This is a genomic window from Candidatus Cloacimonadota bacterium, from assembly GCA_019429305.1.
Lineage (GTDB): Bacteria > Cloacimonadota > Cloacimonadia > Cloacimonadales > JAJBBL01 > JAHYIR01.
On record JAHYIR010000001.1, the window covers coordinates 185,568 to 200,746 of the forward strand.

The 15,179-nt window shown below is 40.9% G+C and carries 13 protein-coding genes and 1 tRNA gene; 13 read left to right on the forward strand and 1 reads right to left on the reverse strand.

The window, feature by feature from the left end:
• The first annotated feature begins 100 nt into the window (after window positions 1-100).
• On the forward strand, window positions 101-334 hold the full coding sequence (locus tag K0B81_00820; protein ID MBW6515142.1) for a TM0996/MTH895 family glutaredoxin-like protein: 234 nt from the start codon (window positions 101-103) through the stop codon (window positions 332-334).
• Window positions 335-353: 19 nt separating this feature from the next.
• Window positions 354-2,702: an ATP-dependent DNA helicase gene (locus tag K0B81_00825; protein ID MBW6515143.1), complete on the forward strand. Its 2,349-nt coding sequence runs from the start codon at window positions 354-356 to the stop codon at window positions 2,700-2,702.
• Window positions 2,703-3,529: 827 nt separating this feature from the next.
• On the opposite strand, the gene K0B81_00830 is transcribed toward K0B81_00825, so the two are convergent.
• Entirely contained in the window at window positions 3,530-3,724 is a 195-nt protein-coding gene (locus K0B81_00830; GenBank protein MBW6515144.1) for a hypothetical protein, read from the reverse strand.
• A 353-nt stretch (window positions 3,725-4,077) separates the two neighbouring features.
• Between K0B81_00830 and K0B81_00835 the strand changes: the two genes are divergently transcribed.
• From K0B81_00835 to K0B81_00885, 11 genes are all read left to right on the forward strand, one after another.
• Entirely contained in the window at window positions 4,078-4,980 is a 903-nt protein-coding gene (locus K0B81_00835; protein ID MBW6515145.1) for a phosphate butyryltransferase, read from the forward strand.
• Between the two features lie 89 nt (window positions 4,981-5,069).
• Window positions 5,070-5,513, forward strand: coding sequence for an RpiB/LacA/LacB family sugar-phosphate isomerase (locus K0B81_00840; GenBank protein ID MBW6515146.1), 444 nt, complete (start codon window positions 5,070-5,072; stop codon window positions 5,511-5,513).
• A gap of 2 nt (window positions 5,514-5,515) precedes the next feature.
• A complete protein-coding gene (locus tag K0B81_00845) occupies window positions 5,516-6,829 on the forward strand; it encodes a serine hydroxymethyltransferase (GenBank protein ID MBW6515147.1) in 1,314 nt (437 codons plus the stop codon).
• A gap of 206 nt (window positions 6,830-7,035) precedes the next feature.
• Window positions 7,036-8,775, forward strand: coding sequence for a chitobiase/beta-hexosaminidase C-terminal domain-containing protein (locus K0B81_00850; GenBank protein ID MBW6515148.1), 1,740 nt, complete (start codon window positions 7,036-7,038; stop codon window positions 8,773-8,775).
• 161 nt (window positions 8,776-8,936) lie between these two features.
• A complete protein-coding gene (locus K0B81_00855) occupies window positions 8,937-9,368 on the forward strand; it encodes a pyridoxamine 5'-phosphate oxidase family protein (protein MBW6515149.1) in 432 nt (143 codons plus the stop codon).
• A gap of 896 nt (window positions 9,369-10,264) precedes the next feature.
• A tRNA-Thr gene (locus K0B81_00860) sits at window positions 10,265-10,340 on the forward strand.
• Between the two features lie 287 nt (window positions 10,341-10,627).
• Window positions 10,628-11,035, forward strand: a complete 408-nt coding sequence (locus tag K0B81_00865; GenBank protein ID MBW6515150.1) for a DUF2141 domain-containing protein — start codon at window positions 10,628-10,630, stop codon at window positions 11,033-11,035.
• Window positions 11,036-11,109: 74 nt separating this feature from the next.
• Entirely contained in the window at window positions 11,110-11,529 is a 420-nt protein-coding gene (locus K0B81_00870; protein MBW6515151.1) for a nuclear transport factor 2 family protein, read from the forward strand.
• A 9-nt stretch (window positions 11,530-11,538) separates the two neighbouring features.
• A complete protein-coding gene (locus tag K0B81_00875) occupies window positions 11,539-12,492 on the forward strand; it encodes an SDR family NAD(P)-dependent oxidoreductase (GenBank protein ID MBW6515152.1) in 954 nt (317 codons plus the stop codon).
• 49 nt (window positions 12,493-12,541) lie between these two features.
• Window positions 12,542-14,140: an NAD(P)/FAD-dependent oxidoreductase gene (locus K0B81_00880; GenBank protein ID MBW6515153.1), complete on the forward strand. Its 1,599-nt coding sequence runs from the start codon at window positions 12,542-12,544 to the stop codon at window positions 14,138-14,140.
• A 285-nt stretch (window positions 14,141-14,425) separates the two neighbouring features.
• Window positions 14,426-15,151, forward strand: a complete 726-nt coding sequence (locus tag K0B81_00885; protein MBW6515154.1) for an NAD(P)H-dependent oxidoreductase — start codon at window positions 14,426-14,428, stop codon at window positions 15,149-15,151.
• Window positions 15,152-15,179: the final 28 nt, after the last annotated feature.

A 15,179-nucleotide genomic window follows, 5' to 3' on the forward strand; every position in this document is an offset into this window, starting at 1 on the left:
GGGCTCAATAACTCCCTGAAAAAATAATAATAGTTGACTACTTAGCGGATTAGTGATTATAATGTTTGAAATGATTATTGATGATAATCAGGAGTTAGATATGGTCATCAAGATATTAGGTGGCGGCTGCAGTAAATGCAAGAAGCTTGAGCAGAATGCCATCAAAGCAGCCGAAGAAGCCGGATTAGACTACAAGATCGTGAAAGTAACCGATATGAATGATATAATGGCTTATGGTGTGCCAATGACTCCCGCTCTCATTATAGATGAAGTAGTCAAGTCAGTTGGTCATGTAATTTCGTCAGATAAAATCAAACAATTCTTCAACAAATAATTACTGATGAGAGGTGATAATGAAGATCTCAGTACGTAATTTAGTCGAGTTCGTTTATAGAACAGGCGATATCTCCTTTGAATTTTCCAGTTCCTCAAGAAACACTGCCGGAGTCAAAGGTCATCAGAAGGTACAACGCAATAGAGGAGCCGGATATCAGGCAGAGGTTGCTCTTGAGCATACTGCAGTATATGACGGACTAACCATCAGCGTTGGTGGGAGATTAGACGGTCTATGGCAGACAGATGAAGGCGTGATCTTAGAAGAGATCAAGACAACAACCCTTCCCCTGAAAGAGATTCTCTCCGATTCGTTCTTTCTGCATTGGGCTCAAGTCAAGACCTATGCCTATATCTACATGGTGAAGGAAGAGTTAAAATCCATAGCAATTCAACTGACTTATTATAACATTGATACTGATCAAACTAAAGAATTCCGGGAGAAGATCACACTCAAAGAGGCCACCTCTTTTTTCCAAAAAATGGTAAAAAAGTACATCGCTTTTGCTCAGAAAGTCGAAAACCGCAAGAGGACAAGAGACATCTCAGCAGCTTCTATGACTTTTCCCTTCAAGAAATATCGTCCCGGTCAGAGAGAGCTGGCAGTTACTGTTTATAAAACTATTGAGCGGAGTGAGAGGTTTTTCTTCCAAGCAGCGACCGGGATCGGTAAGACTGTTGCTGTTCTCTTTCCTGCCTTTAAGGCGCTCGGCAATAATCTCTGCGATAAGATCTTCTATCTGACAGCCAAGACAATGGGCAAGACCATAGCTGAACAGTGTTTGGGACTACTTGGCGAGCAGGGATTGAACTCTCTGGCTGTGACTCTAACAGCCAAGGACAAAATATGCTTCAAACCTGATGCTGCCTGTCACCCCGATGAGTGTGAATATGCTAAGGGTTATTATGATAGAGTAAGAAAAGCGATCAATGATGGTTTAGGTCTTAATATTGTAACCCGCCAGAAGATCATCGAAATAGCAGAAAATCACCAAGTTTGTCCTTTTGAGTTTTCGTTAGATCTTTCGCTTTGGGCTGATATAATCATCTGCGACTATAATTACGCCTTTGATCCACGTGTTTATTTACGACGTTTCTTTCAGGATGAAAGAGAATCTTATACTTTCCTGATCGATGAAGCTCATAATCTTGTAGATCGTTCCAGAGCTATGTACTCAGTAGAATTGTTCAAGAAAGATTTTCTTGCCGTTCGCAGAAGTATCAAAAAATCATCACCCGGTTTATATAAACAACTAACTGCTCTTAATACTTATCTACTCAATCTAAAGAAAGATCTTGTTGCCAATAAAAAGGAGCTCTCTATTAACAGGGTAATTCCCGATGATTTACTCAAATTATTACGCCAGTTCTGCTATACTGCTGAGGCACAGCTTGTCAAAGACAAGATCAAAACAGGGAAAGATGAACTTATTGATCTCTATTTCGCAGTGACTGCGTTTCTCCGCATTAGTGAGATCTTCGATAATTATTTCGTCTTTTATTACGAGTTAATGAAAGAAAATGATCTGCGAATAAAGATCTTTTGTCTCGATCCTTCCAAAGTGATGAAAGAGAATCTGAAGAGAGCTAAATCTTCCATCTTCTTTTCTGCAACAATGACTCCGCTCGGATATTTTAATGAACTTCTTGGTGGTGAACCGGGAGACAGAAAGAGTATTATCAATTCTCCATTTCCTCTCGATAACAGAGAAGTTATTATCTGTCCTCAAGTAGTCACGATCTACAAAAAAAGAAAAGAGACCTTACAGGATGTTGCCGACTATATCAAAGCGGCAGTTTCAGCTAAAAAAGGAAATTATATCACATACTTCTCCTCGTATGAGTATATGAATCAGGTATTAGAGATCTTGTCTGAGGATAAAGATGATCCTGACCTGCAGATGAGTATTGTGCAGAAGCAGGATATGACAGAAGAAGCCAGAGAAGAATATGTCACTCAATTCAATAATGGAAAGGGTGAAAATCTCCTCGCCTTTGCTGTATTGGGTGGTGTCTTCGGAGAAGGTATCGATCTGATCGGAGATAAGCTGATTGGTGCCATTATAGTCGGGGTTGGACTGCCACAGTTATCATTGGAGAGAGAACTGATCAGAGAGTTCTTTCAGGCAAAAAACGGTAAAGGTTATGATTATGCTTACAAGTTCCCCGGTATGAACCGGGTATTGCAGGCAGCAGGGAGAGTGATCAGATCGGAGAATGATACCGGAGTGGTCATTCTGCTTGATCAACGGTTTGCTAATCTGGAGTATCAAAGACTATTTCCTAATGAATGGTCTAATTTTGTTGCTGTTCAGTCTCCGGAAACTTTATACAATGTACTGCTCGGTTTTTGGGGCAAGAAGGAGTAGTTTATCGAGAGAGAGAGGGAGAGAGTGATTGAGGGAGCGAACATAAAGAAAGAATAGCAAGTCCATTGGGTGCAGAGCAAGAAATAAAAGGGTTTTTTCATGCCCCGAATGGGGTATGACATAAGATAGCCAGACACTTCAGTGCCTGGTCATGGATCGAATCCCGCCCACCACCCAATGGGTCTTCGACCCATTACCAGCGGTTAAAACCGCTTGCTATCATATGGCACCCGTCGCTCTGCTCAGGGTGCAGAAAGATGCAAAGCAAGTCCATTGTGTGCAGAGCAAGAAGTAAAAAAGGGTTTTTTCATGCCCCGAATGGGGTATGAAATAAGATAGCCAGACACTTCAGTGTCTGGTCATGGATCGAATCCCGCCCACCACCCAATAGCTCTACGACCCATTACCAGCGGTTAAAACCGCTGGCTATCATATGGCACCCGTCGCTCTGCTCAGGGCGCAGAAAGATGCAAAGCAAGTCCATTGGAAGGATAGCTTCGAAGAGGTAAATAACCACAGAACCGAGGAAATCGCTTCTTCGTGGCTGCATCCGAGCTCGGCGAAGCCATCCACGGAGAGCACAGAGGACACGGAGAAAAATAGGTTCTAGGTTTTAGGTGTTAGAACATTAGGTTAATAAATTAAAGGAAGAAATTCTTCATCTGGGTAGTTGACAGACTATTGTCATCCTGAGTATTCTGCTGGTTTCTTCTTGCTTCTCCTAACAGCAGAATGTATCGAAGGATAGCTAATTCTGATAAGTTTTCATTATTCTTCACCCTTCGATACAATTCTTGGGAATCTAAAGCAAGAAAACATTCCAAGAATCACTCAGGGTGACATTTATTGGTAATAAAGACTTCAGTCTGTGCTTTGTTCCGCCTTCCAGACCGGCTGAAGCCGGTGATACTGCCGGCTAAAGCCAGCGTTCTGATCTTCATACTATTCTTCCGCAGGTTTTTCCCTTCACTCATAACACGTAACACGTAACCTTTTTTACTAATAGCTACATAGCTAATCACTAATATCTATTTTCCTTGCTTATCCTCCCTTTGGTTTTTCCCTTCACTCATAACACGTAACACGTAACCTTTTTTACTAATAGCTACATAGCTAATCACTAATATCTATTTTCCTTTCTTATCCTCCCTTTGGTTTTTTTTCTGATCACTGATTACTGATCACTGATCACTCTTTTCCCCTGCTTCTCCTTCCTGTGGAACCTCTACCTTTTTCTCCGTGTCCTCCGTACCTCTGTGGTAATAATATTTTTTTTCCAACTTTACAGCGGCGAATATTTACCTAAAGTCAATAAAGTTCTTGACCTGCAGATAGATGAAGAGTTTTTTGCTAAAAAAAATCTTTTGGAGGAATAGTGAACATCAGGAAATTGGACGATATGTTCGAGTATCTAAAAGCTCGTCCACGCAAACGGTTAATAGTAGCTTATGGTCAGGACCCTTATACGATAGGAGCCGTTCATGACGCAGTAACAATGGGATTAATAGACGCTACTATTGTCGGTGATGAAACCAAGATCAAGAAATTATGTGAGAAGAAGGGGTTTGATGCTGCGGTTTTTCATATAGTGAATGAAAAGAATGAGGCTAAATCGGGAGTTGTTTCTGTAGATTTGATAAATGCAGGTGAAGGTGATTTTCTGATGAAGGGCTTGATCGGTACCGAAAAATACATGCATGCTATCCTCAACAAGCAGAAAGGTCTGTTACCGCCCGGTGGAGTTTTAAGCCATATCTCCGTTTTTGAATGTCCTCGCTATCATAAATTACTCATAGCTAGTGATGTTGCCGTTATTCCTGCTCCCGATCTGCAACAGAAGATCGCTATTGCCAACTATCTGGTCGGAGCTGCCAAATCTCTCGGAATAGAAAAACCGAAAATTGCCGTTATTAGCGCTACCGAGAAAGTCAATTATAAGATGCCCTCCTGTGTTGACGGGGCAATTTTATCTAAGATGGCACAGCGAGGTCAGATAAAGGATGCCATCATTGACGGACCCTTTGCTCTTGATGTAGCAGTAGATAAAGAGGGAGCCGATATTAAGGGTATTAATAGTCCCGTAGCAGGTGATGCCGATTGCCTTCTTTTCCCGAATATAGAAGCCGGTAATGTCTTTTATAAGACCATGACCAAACTGGCTAATTCGGAAGTAGGTGCCTATGTCGTTGGTGCAAAAGCTCCGGCAATTCTTCCTTCACGTGGTGATTGCGAAAAGAGCAAGCTCTATTCGATAGCTTTATCTGCCTTATACGCCTAAAAATCATTTATCAAATATAGAATAAGTATTTATCTGGCTCTAAGTTACTTAGAGCCAGTAATTTCTTAATCTATGGATCGGGAGAAATAATGAAAATAGCTTTAGCGTCAGATCATGCCGGATTTGAGATGAAAGTTTTTTTAAAGAAGAATCTGGTAAAAGAACATGAGATCACTGATATTGGAACTTTTAGTTGTGAACCGGTAGATTATGCACCCTTATCAATCAGAGCAGCAGAAGAAGTCGCTGCAGGACGTTGCGAAAGAGCTGTGATAATCTGCGGAACCGGCATTGGCAGCTCGATTGCAGCCAATAAGGTGAAAGGGATCAGAGCTGCTCTCTGTCACTGTAAGGATTTTGCCTTACTGAGCCGCGAACATAATAACGCCAATGTGCTTGTCTTACCGGGCAGATTTATCGCTCATCAACTCGCTGCCGAAATAGTATCGCTATGGCTCGCAACTCCCTTTAGTAATGCAGAAAGGCATATTAAACGTATCGAACAAATAAAAGATTATGAAGAGAGGAGATAATTATGAAACATATCAAAATGCAGGATCCTGAAATTTTTGCAGCTATTTTGAATGAAATAAATCGTCAGACCGAGAATCTGGAACTCATCGCCTCTGAGAACTTCGTTTCCAGAGCAGTTCTGGAAGCAGCTGGTTCAGTTCTGACCAATAAGTATGCTGAAGGTTACCCCTATCGCTGGAGTAAAAAGACCGGACAAATAAATTATAATCTTTACGGCAGATATTACGGTGGTTGTGAAAATGTCGATGTCGTAGAACGATTAGCGATTGAGCGAGCTAAGGAGTTGTTTAAAGCCGAGCACGCCAATGTTCAACCACATTCCGGCTCACAGGCAAATATGGCTGCCTACTTTGCTCTTGTTAAACCGGGTGATACAATTCTAACTCTGGAATTGGCTCATGGTGGACATCTAACCCACGGACATCCCCTCAGCTTCTCCGGGGCATTATATAACGTTATCCATTATGGTGTTAATAAAGAGACCGAAGTTTTCGATTATGACCACCTGATGCAAATGGCTCAGGAAGTGAAACCGAAGATGATCTTAGCCGGAGCAAGTGCCTATCCGAGAGCAATGGATTTTGCTAAATTCAGAGAGATAGCCGATAGTGTCGGAGCGACTCTGATGGTTGATATGGCTCATATTGCCGGACTCGTAGCTGCCGGTCTACACCAGAGCCCGATACCTTATGCTGACGTTGTTACCACTACGACTCATAAAACCCTCAGAGGACCTCGTTCAGGGCTGATCCTCTGTAAAGAGAAATTTGCCAAAGAAATTGACAGAGAAGTTTTCCCCGGTGTTCAGGGCGGTCCTTTAATGCATGTGATCGCTGCCAAAGCAGTTGCCTTCAAAGAGGCACTATCACCCGAATTCAAGCAATATCAGCAGCAGGTCAAGAATAACGCCGCAGCACTAGCTGAAGCGTTGAAAGATAAAGGGTTCAAACTCGTTTCCGATGGCACAGATACTCATCTTATGCTGATCAATCTCGGCACAGAAGAAGAGGGGGGACCATCCGGGAAGGTAATGGAAGGGGCATTAGACAAAGCTTCTATCACATCCAATAAAAATACAGTTCCCTTTGATACCAGAACTCCTTTTGTTGCCTCAGGTATCAGATTAGGTACTCCGGCAGTTACTTCACGCAAGATGAAAGAACCGGAGATGGTCAAAATTGCCGAGTTCATCAGAAAGGTCTATGATAACTTCGAGAATGAAGAGATCTTACAGAATATCAAGGGTGAAGTAAACGAATTCTGTTATAAATTTCCCCTTTATGATGATATATTGGAAGAGTTAAAAGAGGTCTGATAACGACTACAACAAAAAGAATATTGACTACTGACAAGTAACTATTACATGATTAATAGTTAGTTTATGTAATTAGTATCATTATCAATAAGAGTCTCTTTTGTCAGAAGATTGACACTTGACAAAAAAAATGTCGTAATGATACTAAGTAATAAGTTGAACATATTAGGACGAAGATAATCAATAATAGCAAAAAGGAGTTAGCTATGAAAAAAATCATTTTTACTCTCATCAGCTTAGGATTGTTGACCATGATGTTTGCCTCTGTCGCAACGATAGAGGGCATTAACAACTCATCAACAATGGATTTAAGACAAGAATATTTCGTTGATTTTGAGGGTCCCGGGGAAACTAAAACCAGTTATGCTGCCGGGAATGTTAACCTGAGTGGTAAAGACTGGCATCTTGATAATGTTCTTATTGGAACAGATAACAATGACATGAAATTCGATTCTCGATCAGCCAGATTTAGACACCAAGAAGCTTTAGCAGCTACTATGACAATGTTGGAAGATAAAGCAAATGGTTTAGGGACTATCTCTTTCTACTATGCCAGATCAAATTTCTCCAATGATAGACAACCGACTGCTCCGATTTTTGTTGTCGAGTACAGCTTAAATCAGGGTAGCACATGGACTCAGATCGGAAACGATATCAATCTTGACGGCATTGATCAGCTTACCCTCTTTTCCCAGACGGTCAATGTTGAAGGTAATGTCAGAGTCAGATTCCGCTCAATTTCAGGAACAGATGGTAGAAGATTTAATATTGATAACATTCTGCTCACCGACTTTGGTGATGAAGAAGCTGTTGCTCCACCTGCTTTCAGTCCACCCGGTGGTTCCTATTTCGGTTCGATCATGGTCTCGATAACAACTGTCACTCCCGATGCCACTATCCATTATACAATGGACGGAACAGATCCGACTGACCAATCTCCTATCTTTACCGATCCGATTGAGGTTACCGATGACGTCACCATCAAAGCACGCGGCTATGCTACAGGATTGAATCCCAGTATCATTTCTACTGCCAATTATACAATTGAAGTTCCGATTGATGTTGATAATATTGCTGAGCTGAAAGCCAGTCCTCAAGGTGAAATCTACCGACTGACCGAAGAGGTCATTCTTACCTATCAACAGACTTTCCGTAATCAAAAGTATATTCAAGACGATACAGGAGGAATTCTCATCGATGATAATACTGGTATTATTACTACTCAATATCAAGTCTATGATGGCATTACAGGTCTAGTGGGAACTTTGGGTGAATATGGAAATATGATCCAGTTTGTTCCTGCTCAAAACGGTCCACCGGCTTCTTCTCACGATAATGTTGTTCATCCGATTGTTATTACTATGAATGACTATCTCAATGACTTTATGACTTATCAGTCATGGCTGGTCAAGATCGAAAATGTTTACTTCCCTGATGCCGACGGGTCTGCAACTTTTGCCAATGGGCAGGTTTATACACTAAGTGACGGAACTAATACAATTGACTTCAGAACTACATTTTACGATGTAGATTATATCGGTGATGTCATTCCGACAGATACTATTGACCTGACAGGAATTCCAAATTCCAGAACTGAAGGACATTTTATTACCTCTCGAGATACTAATGATCTCTATTCGGTTACATCTATTGATCTGCCTTTCACTCAGCCATTAGAGTTGAAAGGTAACTATCCTAATCCTTTCAATCCTTCAACCTTGATTCATTTCACACTACCGGAAGAAGCAGAGATCAACCTCACGATCTACAATATCAGAGGTCAAAAGATCAGAGAATTGTATAACGGTTACCTTCCTGCTGGTGAACATCGGGTTGAATGGAACGGTAGAGACGACAGCAACAGAATTCAGTCTTCTGGTGTCTATTTCTATCAGCTCCAGTCGGGAGACCAGACATTGATCCGCAAAGCGCTTATGATCAAGTAATGTTCTTGATGTGTAGGATATCAGGTTTGCTGTATGAAATAGTTTAACTCGGCAGTATGGACAAATCTGCACAAATGACTATTAAAAATAGAAGAGGGGCAAGTTTATTACTTGTCCCTTTTCTTGTTTGAGTTATCTTTTAGACAGGAGAATTGAAACAAATGGAAAAACATGACGAAGCAATAAGAAATGAGGTTTGGCAGTTTTTTAAACCTCTGCAGATTGTCTATTTTGCTACGGTAGATAAAAACGAACCCAAAGTAAGACCGGTGACCATGCTTTACCTGGAAAAGAGATTTTGGATCTTGACCGGAACTATAGATCAAAAGGTAATCCAGATTAAAGGTAACCCAAATATCGAACTCTGCATACCATTGTATCAGGACAATCATAACGGCTGTATCCGTCTTGCCGGTAAAGGGTACATTGTCGAAAGCAAAGAAACAAGAGCCAGAATTGCCGGACAATGTGAATATTTCCATAACTACTGGCAGGATACCAATGACCCTAATTACACCCTGATCGAACTGGAATTCTCCGAAGTTGATTACCTAAGACCCGGAGAAATGGAAACCCACCGCTTCAACATCTAAAACTTCATGTTTAACTTACAGCTTCCAATATCACTTCCCGTAGGTTTTTAACTATTGACCAACAATAGATACTCTTTGTAGGGGCGGTTGTCTTCGTCGAGCTCGAGAGCAGCATCAATGAAGCGAATCCTCGGTTCACGAACCGCCCTTTTTCAAACAGCTAATCACCGAAGATCTTTCCGAGTTATCACCACAATTCTCCTTATCCCAACTCTCATTCTTAACTCAACATCATTTTTCGTAGGTAGTTGCAATCGCTGATAACAATTAGAACTTCTTTGTAGGGGCGGTTCACGAACCGCCCTTTTTACATAATGATATCAACCGACCATCGTATGAACTTAAGATCACTACCTTCTTGATTCCGCCTGCATCGTTTTTTAAAAACTCCCCCCATCTTTTTATCTATAATCAATCAATAGTCATCTATATAGTCGGATCTATCCGACTATATCCCTCCCTAATGATACAATACTACTAAAATCCTTTATTAGCTTGTATAGTAACCCTTTTTGATGTTGTCATAATTTATTGGTTATTTTGTATCCAAATGATCTATCTCTTGATAGTTACCAAACACTTGTCACCCTGAGTGATTCTTGGAATTACTTCTTGCTCTGTCCTAACAAGAATCGTATCGAACCGAGGAAAACACTTCTTCGTGGCTACTTCCGAGCTCGGCGAAGCCAACAAAGGGTCTCTTCCCTTTGTCTCGTGGCTGCTTCCGAACTCGACGGAGTCAACTAAGGATAGATCAATCTAACAAACCTTGGTAAGAGATATAGAATCAAATAACGCTGTGATTGGAATTGACAAATAACACGAAATATTCCAACCCCAGAATTGGATTGACAAAATACTTTCCCTTTTTTGATTAAATCAAACCTTTCAGGAAAGCTAAAATAGCTCAGTCGGTAGAGCAACTGATTCGTAATCAGTAGGTCGGGGGTTCGAATCCCCCTTTTAGCTCCATCTGTTCTGGTCTATTTTGAGTGCTTCGAACCTCGTTATATAAAGTATAACAATCTGTTACTTGCCCTATATACTCAAATTACCTTTATGGGAAAAATCTGAGATGTTTGTTAAGTTAGTACTCTCTATATACCCTTTGTAATGGTGCTGGTCTAGAGAGTGCTTCATTCTTTACTGCTGTAACTTTAAAAAATCTTGGTTCAGTAATTGGAGTCATTGACTGTGGAGAAAATTATTGACAGTTATCTAAATTAAAAGAGATGTATGCTAAAAAAAAGGGTATGGTAATGGGAAAGAAAATAATTCTATTGTTGTTTTATTGTTTACTTCCGATGCTATCGATAGCGCAGATAACCCTGACAATTGAAATAAGCGATTTACGTAATAATGACGGGCAGATTCTGTTTGAACTTAGTAAAGAAGACGAGGAAAGGGTTTTTGCTGTAACCGGTGATATATTAGAGAACAGTTGTGTAATAGTGATCGAAAACTTAGAGCCGGGTATGTATGCTTTTAGATATTTTCATGACGAGAACATGAATGAGAAACTCGATACTAATTGGCTGGGTATTCCCAAAGAGGGGTTTGGTTTTTCCAATGATCCCAAAATGACTTTCGGACCGCCATCATTTGAAAAGACGTTGTTTGAGTTAAACGGTTCAGAAGTTCTGACGAGTAAACCAAAGTATTTTTAACCTGTTCAATTAAGGAGATCATTATTCAGGATCAGGAACATTTCAATAAAGTGGAGGAGAGGGTGACGTTAAACATGGAGACGATCAGGGAGTTATGGTCGAAGACATATAACCGTGAGGGGAAACCGGACTGGTCACATATTTTTCAATACTATCACAAGGATATAGTTTTTCAGGATACTATTCAGCGCATAGAGGGGATTGACGATTTTATCGCTATGTGCAAGCGGCTTACCAAACGGACGAAGCAGTTGCAATTGGAGATAGTATCCATGGCTCAGAACGACAAGGTGATCATGTTCGACTGGGTGATGACCATGATGTTCAAGAAATATCCCAACACTCCGATCTATGGGTCAACAAAACTTGTTCTGAGTGAAGATGGTTTTATAAAGGAACAACGTGACTATTACGATCTGTGGGGGGATATTTTCAATAACATTCCTCACTTTGGCAAGATGTACCGAAAGTTCCTGATCAAAAAGTTCGGATAACATCTCCAGATGAGAAAGAAAACATTCCAATACTTCCGGGAATACAAGTGGTCTAACATCTTCGCCATGATGAGAAACAGCCGTTTAGACCCCAAAATCTGCCCAGATGAATTTCCGGAAAAGCTGGTGGTTATTACCGGTGCCACATCGGGCATCGGAAGAGTCACTGCCCGAAAGTTTGCCACCAGAGGAGCAAATTTGCTCTGTATCAACAGAAATAGGGAAAAATCGCAAGAACTTCGGCATGAAATTGAGAATGAGTTCGGTGTCAAATGTGATTTTAAGATCGCCGATTTAAGCGTCTTAGATGATATATTCAGGGTTTCCCATGAACTGATTCTTTTGGAGAGTCGTATCGACGTGCTGATCCACAATGCGGGAGTTTACCTGACAAGGCGAGAATTAACGCCGGATGGACTTGAAAAGGTCTTTGTCGTGCATTACCTCTCCTCATTCATAATGAATTACCTCTTAATGGATAAGCTAAAAGAGCAGGGTAAAGGGCGGATCATCATGGTTGGTTCCGAAGGACATCGTTTTGCTGTTTGGGGGTTAAGACCTGATGATCTAAACTGGGAGAAACGAAGATATACAGGATTGAAGAGCTATGGCTCGGCAAAAACCGCACAGTTACTCTCGATGATTATATTTAATGAAAACTTCCGGAGCAGTGGGGTTACGATCAATACGATGCATCCCGGGGCGGTAAGAACAGATACAGGGCGGGAGAACGGTCCTGTTTACCGCTGGTTTAAAAGAAATATCTTCGACAGAACTCTGAAATCGTCTGAAATGTCGGCGGAAGCTTTATACTATCTGGGTGTTTCGCCAGATCTCAATGGTATTAGTGGAAAATTCTTTAACTTAACAACAGAAGAGATACCGGCACCTCCTGCCATGGATCGGGAAGCGGCTTGTGAATTATGGGACGAGACGCTAAAACTGACAGGACTAAAGGAATAGAACCGATGAAAAATCTATTTGCGTCATATTTTGCCGATATAGAGATGTTATGGATGAAATGATTTACGATACCATAATCGTTGGAGGTGGAATTGCCGGCTTAACAGCCACCGCATACCTGGCACGCCGTGGTCAGAAGGTTCTTTTAATAGAAAAGAACAAAGAACTTGGTGGGTTAGTTAATACCTTTGAACACAATGGTTTTTATTTCGATGCCGGAGTCAGGGCTTTAGAAGACGCAGGGATAATCTTTCCGATGTTGAAAGAACTTAACATAGAACTTGAAGTAGTTAAAAGTCCTGTTTCTCTCGGTATTGAAAATGAAATCATGCATATCGAGAATATTGAGAGCCTTTCTCAATACAGTGATCTACTAAAGAAATTCTATCCTGGAAGCTCTGCTGAGATTGATTCGTTGGTGAAAATGATCAGAAAGATCATGAAGTACATGGAAGTGCTATATGGCGTTGAGAATCCACTTTTCAAGGATCTGAAGCACGACACATCATTCCTATTCAAGAAGCTTATCCCCTGGTTACCCCGCTTTTTGTTTACAGTCAGGAAGATAAACCGTATGCAGATTTCTGTTGAAGATTATCTGGAATCAATTATTACTGATCACTCACTGAGGGATATTATCTCACAACATTTCTTTAAGAATACACCAACCTTCTTTGCCCTGAGCTACTTTTCACTCTATCTCGACTACTTCTACCCCAAAGGGGGCGTCGGTAAGCTTTCGGAAGCGTTAAGGGATAAGATAACTGAGTTCGGAGGCAGGATCACAACCGGAACTATTGTAAAACGGGTCTATCCTCACGAAAAGAGAGTTGCAGATAACAAGAATATCAGCTACAGATACAGTAACCTGATCTGGGCAGCCGATCTTAAGACACTCTACAGCATAGTCGAAACGGATAAACTGCCACCTGAGACCATATTTAGGTTCGAAGAACAAAAGTTCGAAATCTTACGCAGTAAGAGTGGTGAATCGGTGTTTACGCTGTTTATCGAAGTTGATGAACCTCTTGAAAGTTTCCGGAGAATCACTAACGGTCACTTCTTCTATACTCCGTCGCGAAAGGGGTTAGGCGAAACCCACCGTGGAAATCTTGACCAAATCCTGAGTAACTTTGCCGAGATCAGCAAAAAGGAGATACTCGATTGGCTAAATAAGTTCACTTCTCTTAATACATACGAAATATCCATACCCGGTCTGAAAGACCAAGAACTTGCTCCTTCCGGTAAAACGGGACTGATCATCAGTTTCCTTACAGAATATGATTTATTCAGAAAGATAGAGGAGAGAGGCTGGCTTGAGGAATTTACCAAAGAGATCGAGGAGCGTGTCCTGAAGATCTTCCGGGAGTCGGTATTCCCGATGCTAAAGGAGAAGATAATATCCCGCTTCTCATTTACACCAATCAGCATCCATGACAGAATAGCCAGCTCCGGTGGGGCAATTGTGGGGTGGAGATTTGGTAAAGAGTTGCCTGTCATAAATAAGATCCAGTTTGCTGCCCGGTCAGTTGTAACACCTCTTCCGTCAATTTATAAAGCCGGTCAATGGGCATACAGCCCGGCAGGTATTCCTATGTCAATACTAACAGGGAAACTGGCTGCGAACAAGATTATTAAAGCAAAATAATGCTTTCTTGTCATTTAACGGGAGAGTGTGGTGTTCTGAAAATCGGTTGTTTTTTAATCGGTGAGTCGGGGGTTCGAATCCCCCTTTAAGCTCCAGAATGCGATTACTTGCAATTTTTTTCAAAGCCCTTTACAGTATTAGATTCAAAGATAGCAGAATTTTTATGTTTTTAGAAAAAACTGCTGGATAACTAAATTTTAGTAAAAGAAATTGACGAATAACAGTCGAGAATTTCTGTTCAATAAATTGTAGATACACGCTCAAAGAGTAACAAGGAGGTATTATATGTTGAATAATTCAATCAAGGGAATAGATTATTCATATCTTCGAGCTCTATATATCAATTGCACTCTCAAACCATCTCCTGAACTATCGCATACTGAAGGTCTAATGAAGAAATCAATGTATATCATGGAAAAGCTGGGGATCAAAGTTGAATATCTTCGTTTTATTGATTTTGATATTGCTCCGGGAGTTTATCCGGATATGACAGAACACGGCTTTGAAAAAGATGATTGGCCTATTATCAGTGAAAAAGTATTTGCTTCCAATATTCTGATCGTAGGAACTCCCATTTGGTTAGGAGATAAGTCCTCAGTTTGTACACATCTAATAGAACGTCTTTATTCTGAATCTGGAAAATTGAACAAACAGGGGCAGTACAAATATTATGGTAAAACAGGGGGTTGTATTATTACAGGTAATGAAGATGGTGCAAAACACTGTGCCATGAATATTCTTTACTCATTGCAGCATATTGGTTACACAATACCGCCTCAAGCAGATGCGGCATGGTTAGGTGAAATTGGACCCGGTCCTTCATATCTTGATGAAGATTCTGGGGCACAAAGTAATAATTTTACCAACAGAAATACTACTTTTATGACCTGGAATCTTATACATCTGGCACATATGTTAGAGCAATCAGGTGGAATAACAGCTTATGGTAATCAAAGGTCTGAATGGGATGCAGGTGAAAGATTCGGTTATCCCAATCCGGAATATCGATAAGGATAACAAACTGTCGTAAACAAATTTC

Coding starts and splice junctions, on each gene's coding strand:
- K0B81_00840 (MBW6515146.1), top strand. CDS start 5,070: ATGAAAATAGCTTTAGCGTCAGATCATGCCGGATTTGAGATGAAAGTT.
- K0B81_00880 (MBW6515153.1), top strand. CDS start 12,542: ATGGATGAAATGATTTACGATACCATAATCGTTGGAGGTGGAATTGCC.
- K0B81_00820 (MBW6515142.1), top strand. CDS start 101: ATGGTCATCAAGATATTAGGTGGCGGCTGCAGTAAATGCAAGAAGCTT.
- K0B81_00865 (MBW6515150.1), top strand. CDS start 10,628: ATGGGAAAGAAAATAATTCTATTGTTGTTTTATTGTTTACTTCCGATG.
- K0B81_00845 (MBW6515147.1), top strand. CDS start 5,516: ATGAAACATATCAAAATGCAGGATCCTGAAATTTTTGCAGCTATTTTG.
- K0B81_00850 (MBW6515148.1), top strand. CDS start 7,036: ATGAAAAAAATCATTTTTACTCTCATCAGCTTAGGATTGTTGACCATG.
- K0B81_00855 (MBW6515149.1), top strand. CDS start 8,937: ATGGAAAAACATGACGAAGCAATAAGAAATGAGGTTTGGCAGTTTTTT.
- K0B81_00875 (MBW6515152.1), top strand. CDS start 11,539: ATGAGAAAGAAAACATTCCAATACTTCCGGGAATACAAGTGGTCTAAC.
- K0B81_00885 (MBW6515154.1), top strand. CDS start 14,426: ATGTTGAATAATTCAATCAAGGGAATAGATTATTCATATCTTCGAGCT.
- K0B81_00870 (MBW6515151.1), top strand. CDS start 11,110: ATGGAGACGATCAGGGAGTTATGGTCGAAGACATATAACCGTGAGGGG.
- K0B81_00825 (MBW6515143.1), top strand. CDS start 354: ATGAAGATCTCAGTACGTAATTTAGTCGAGTTCGTTTATAGAACAGGC.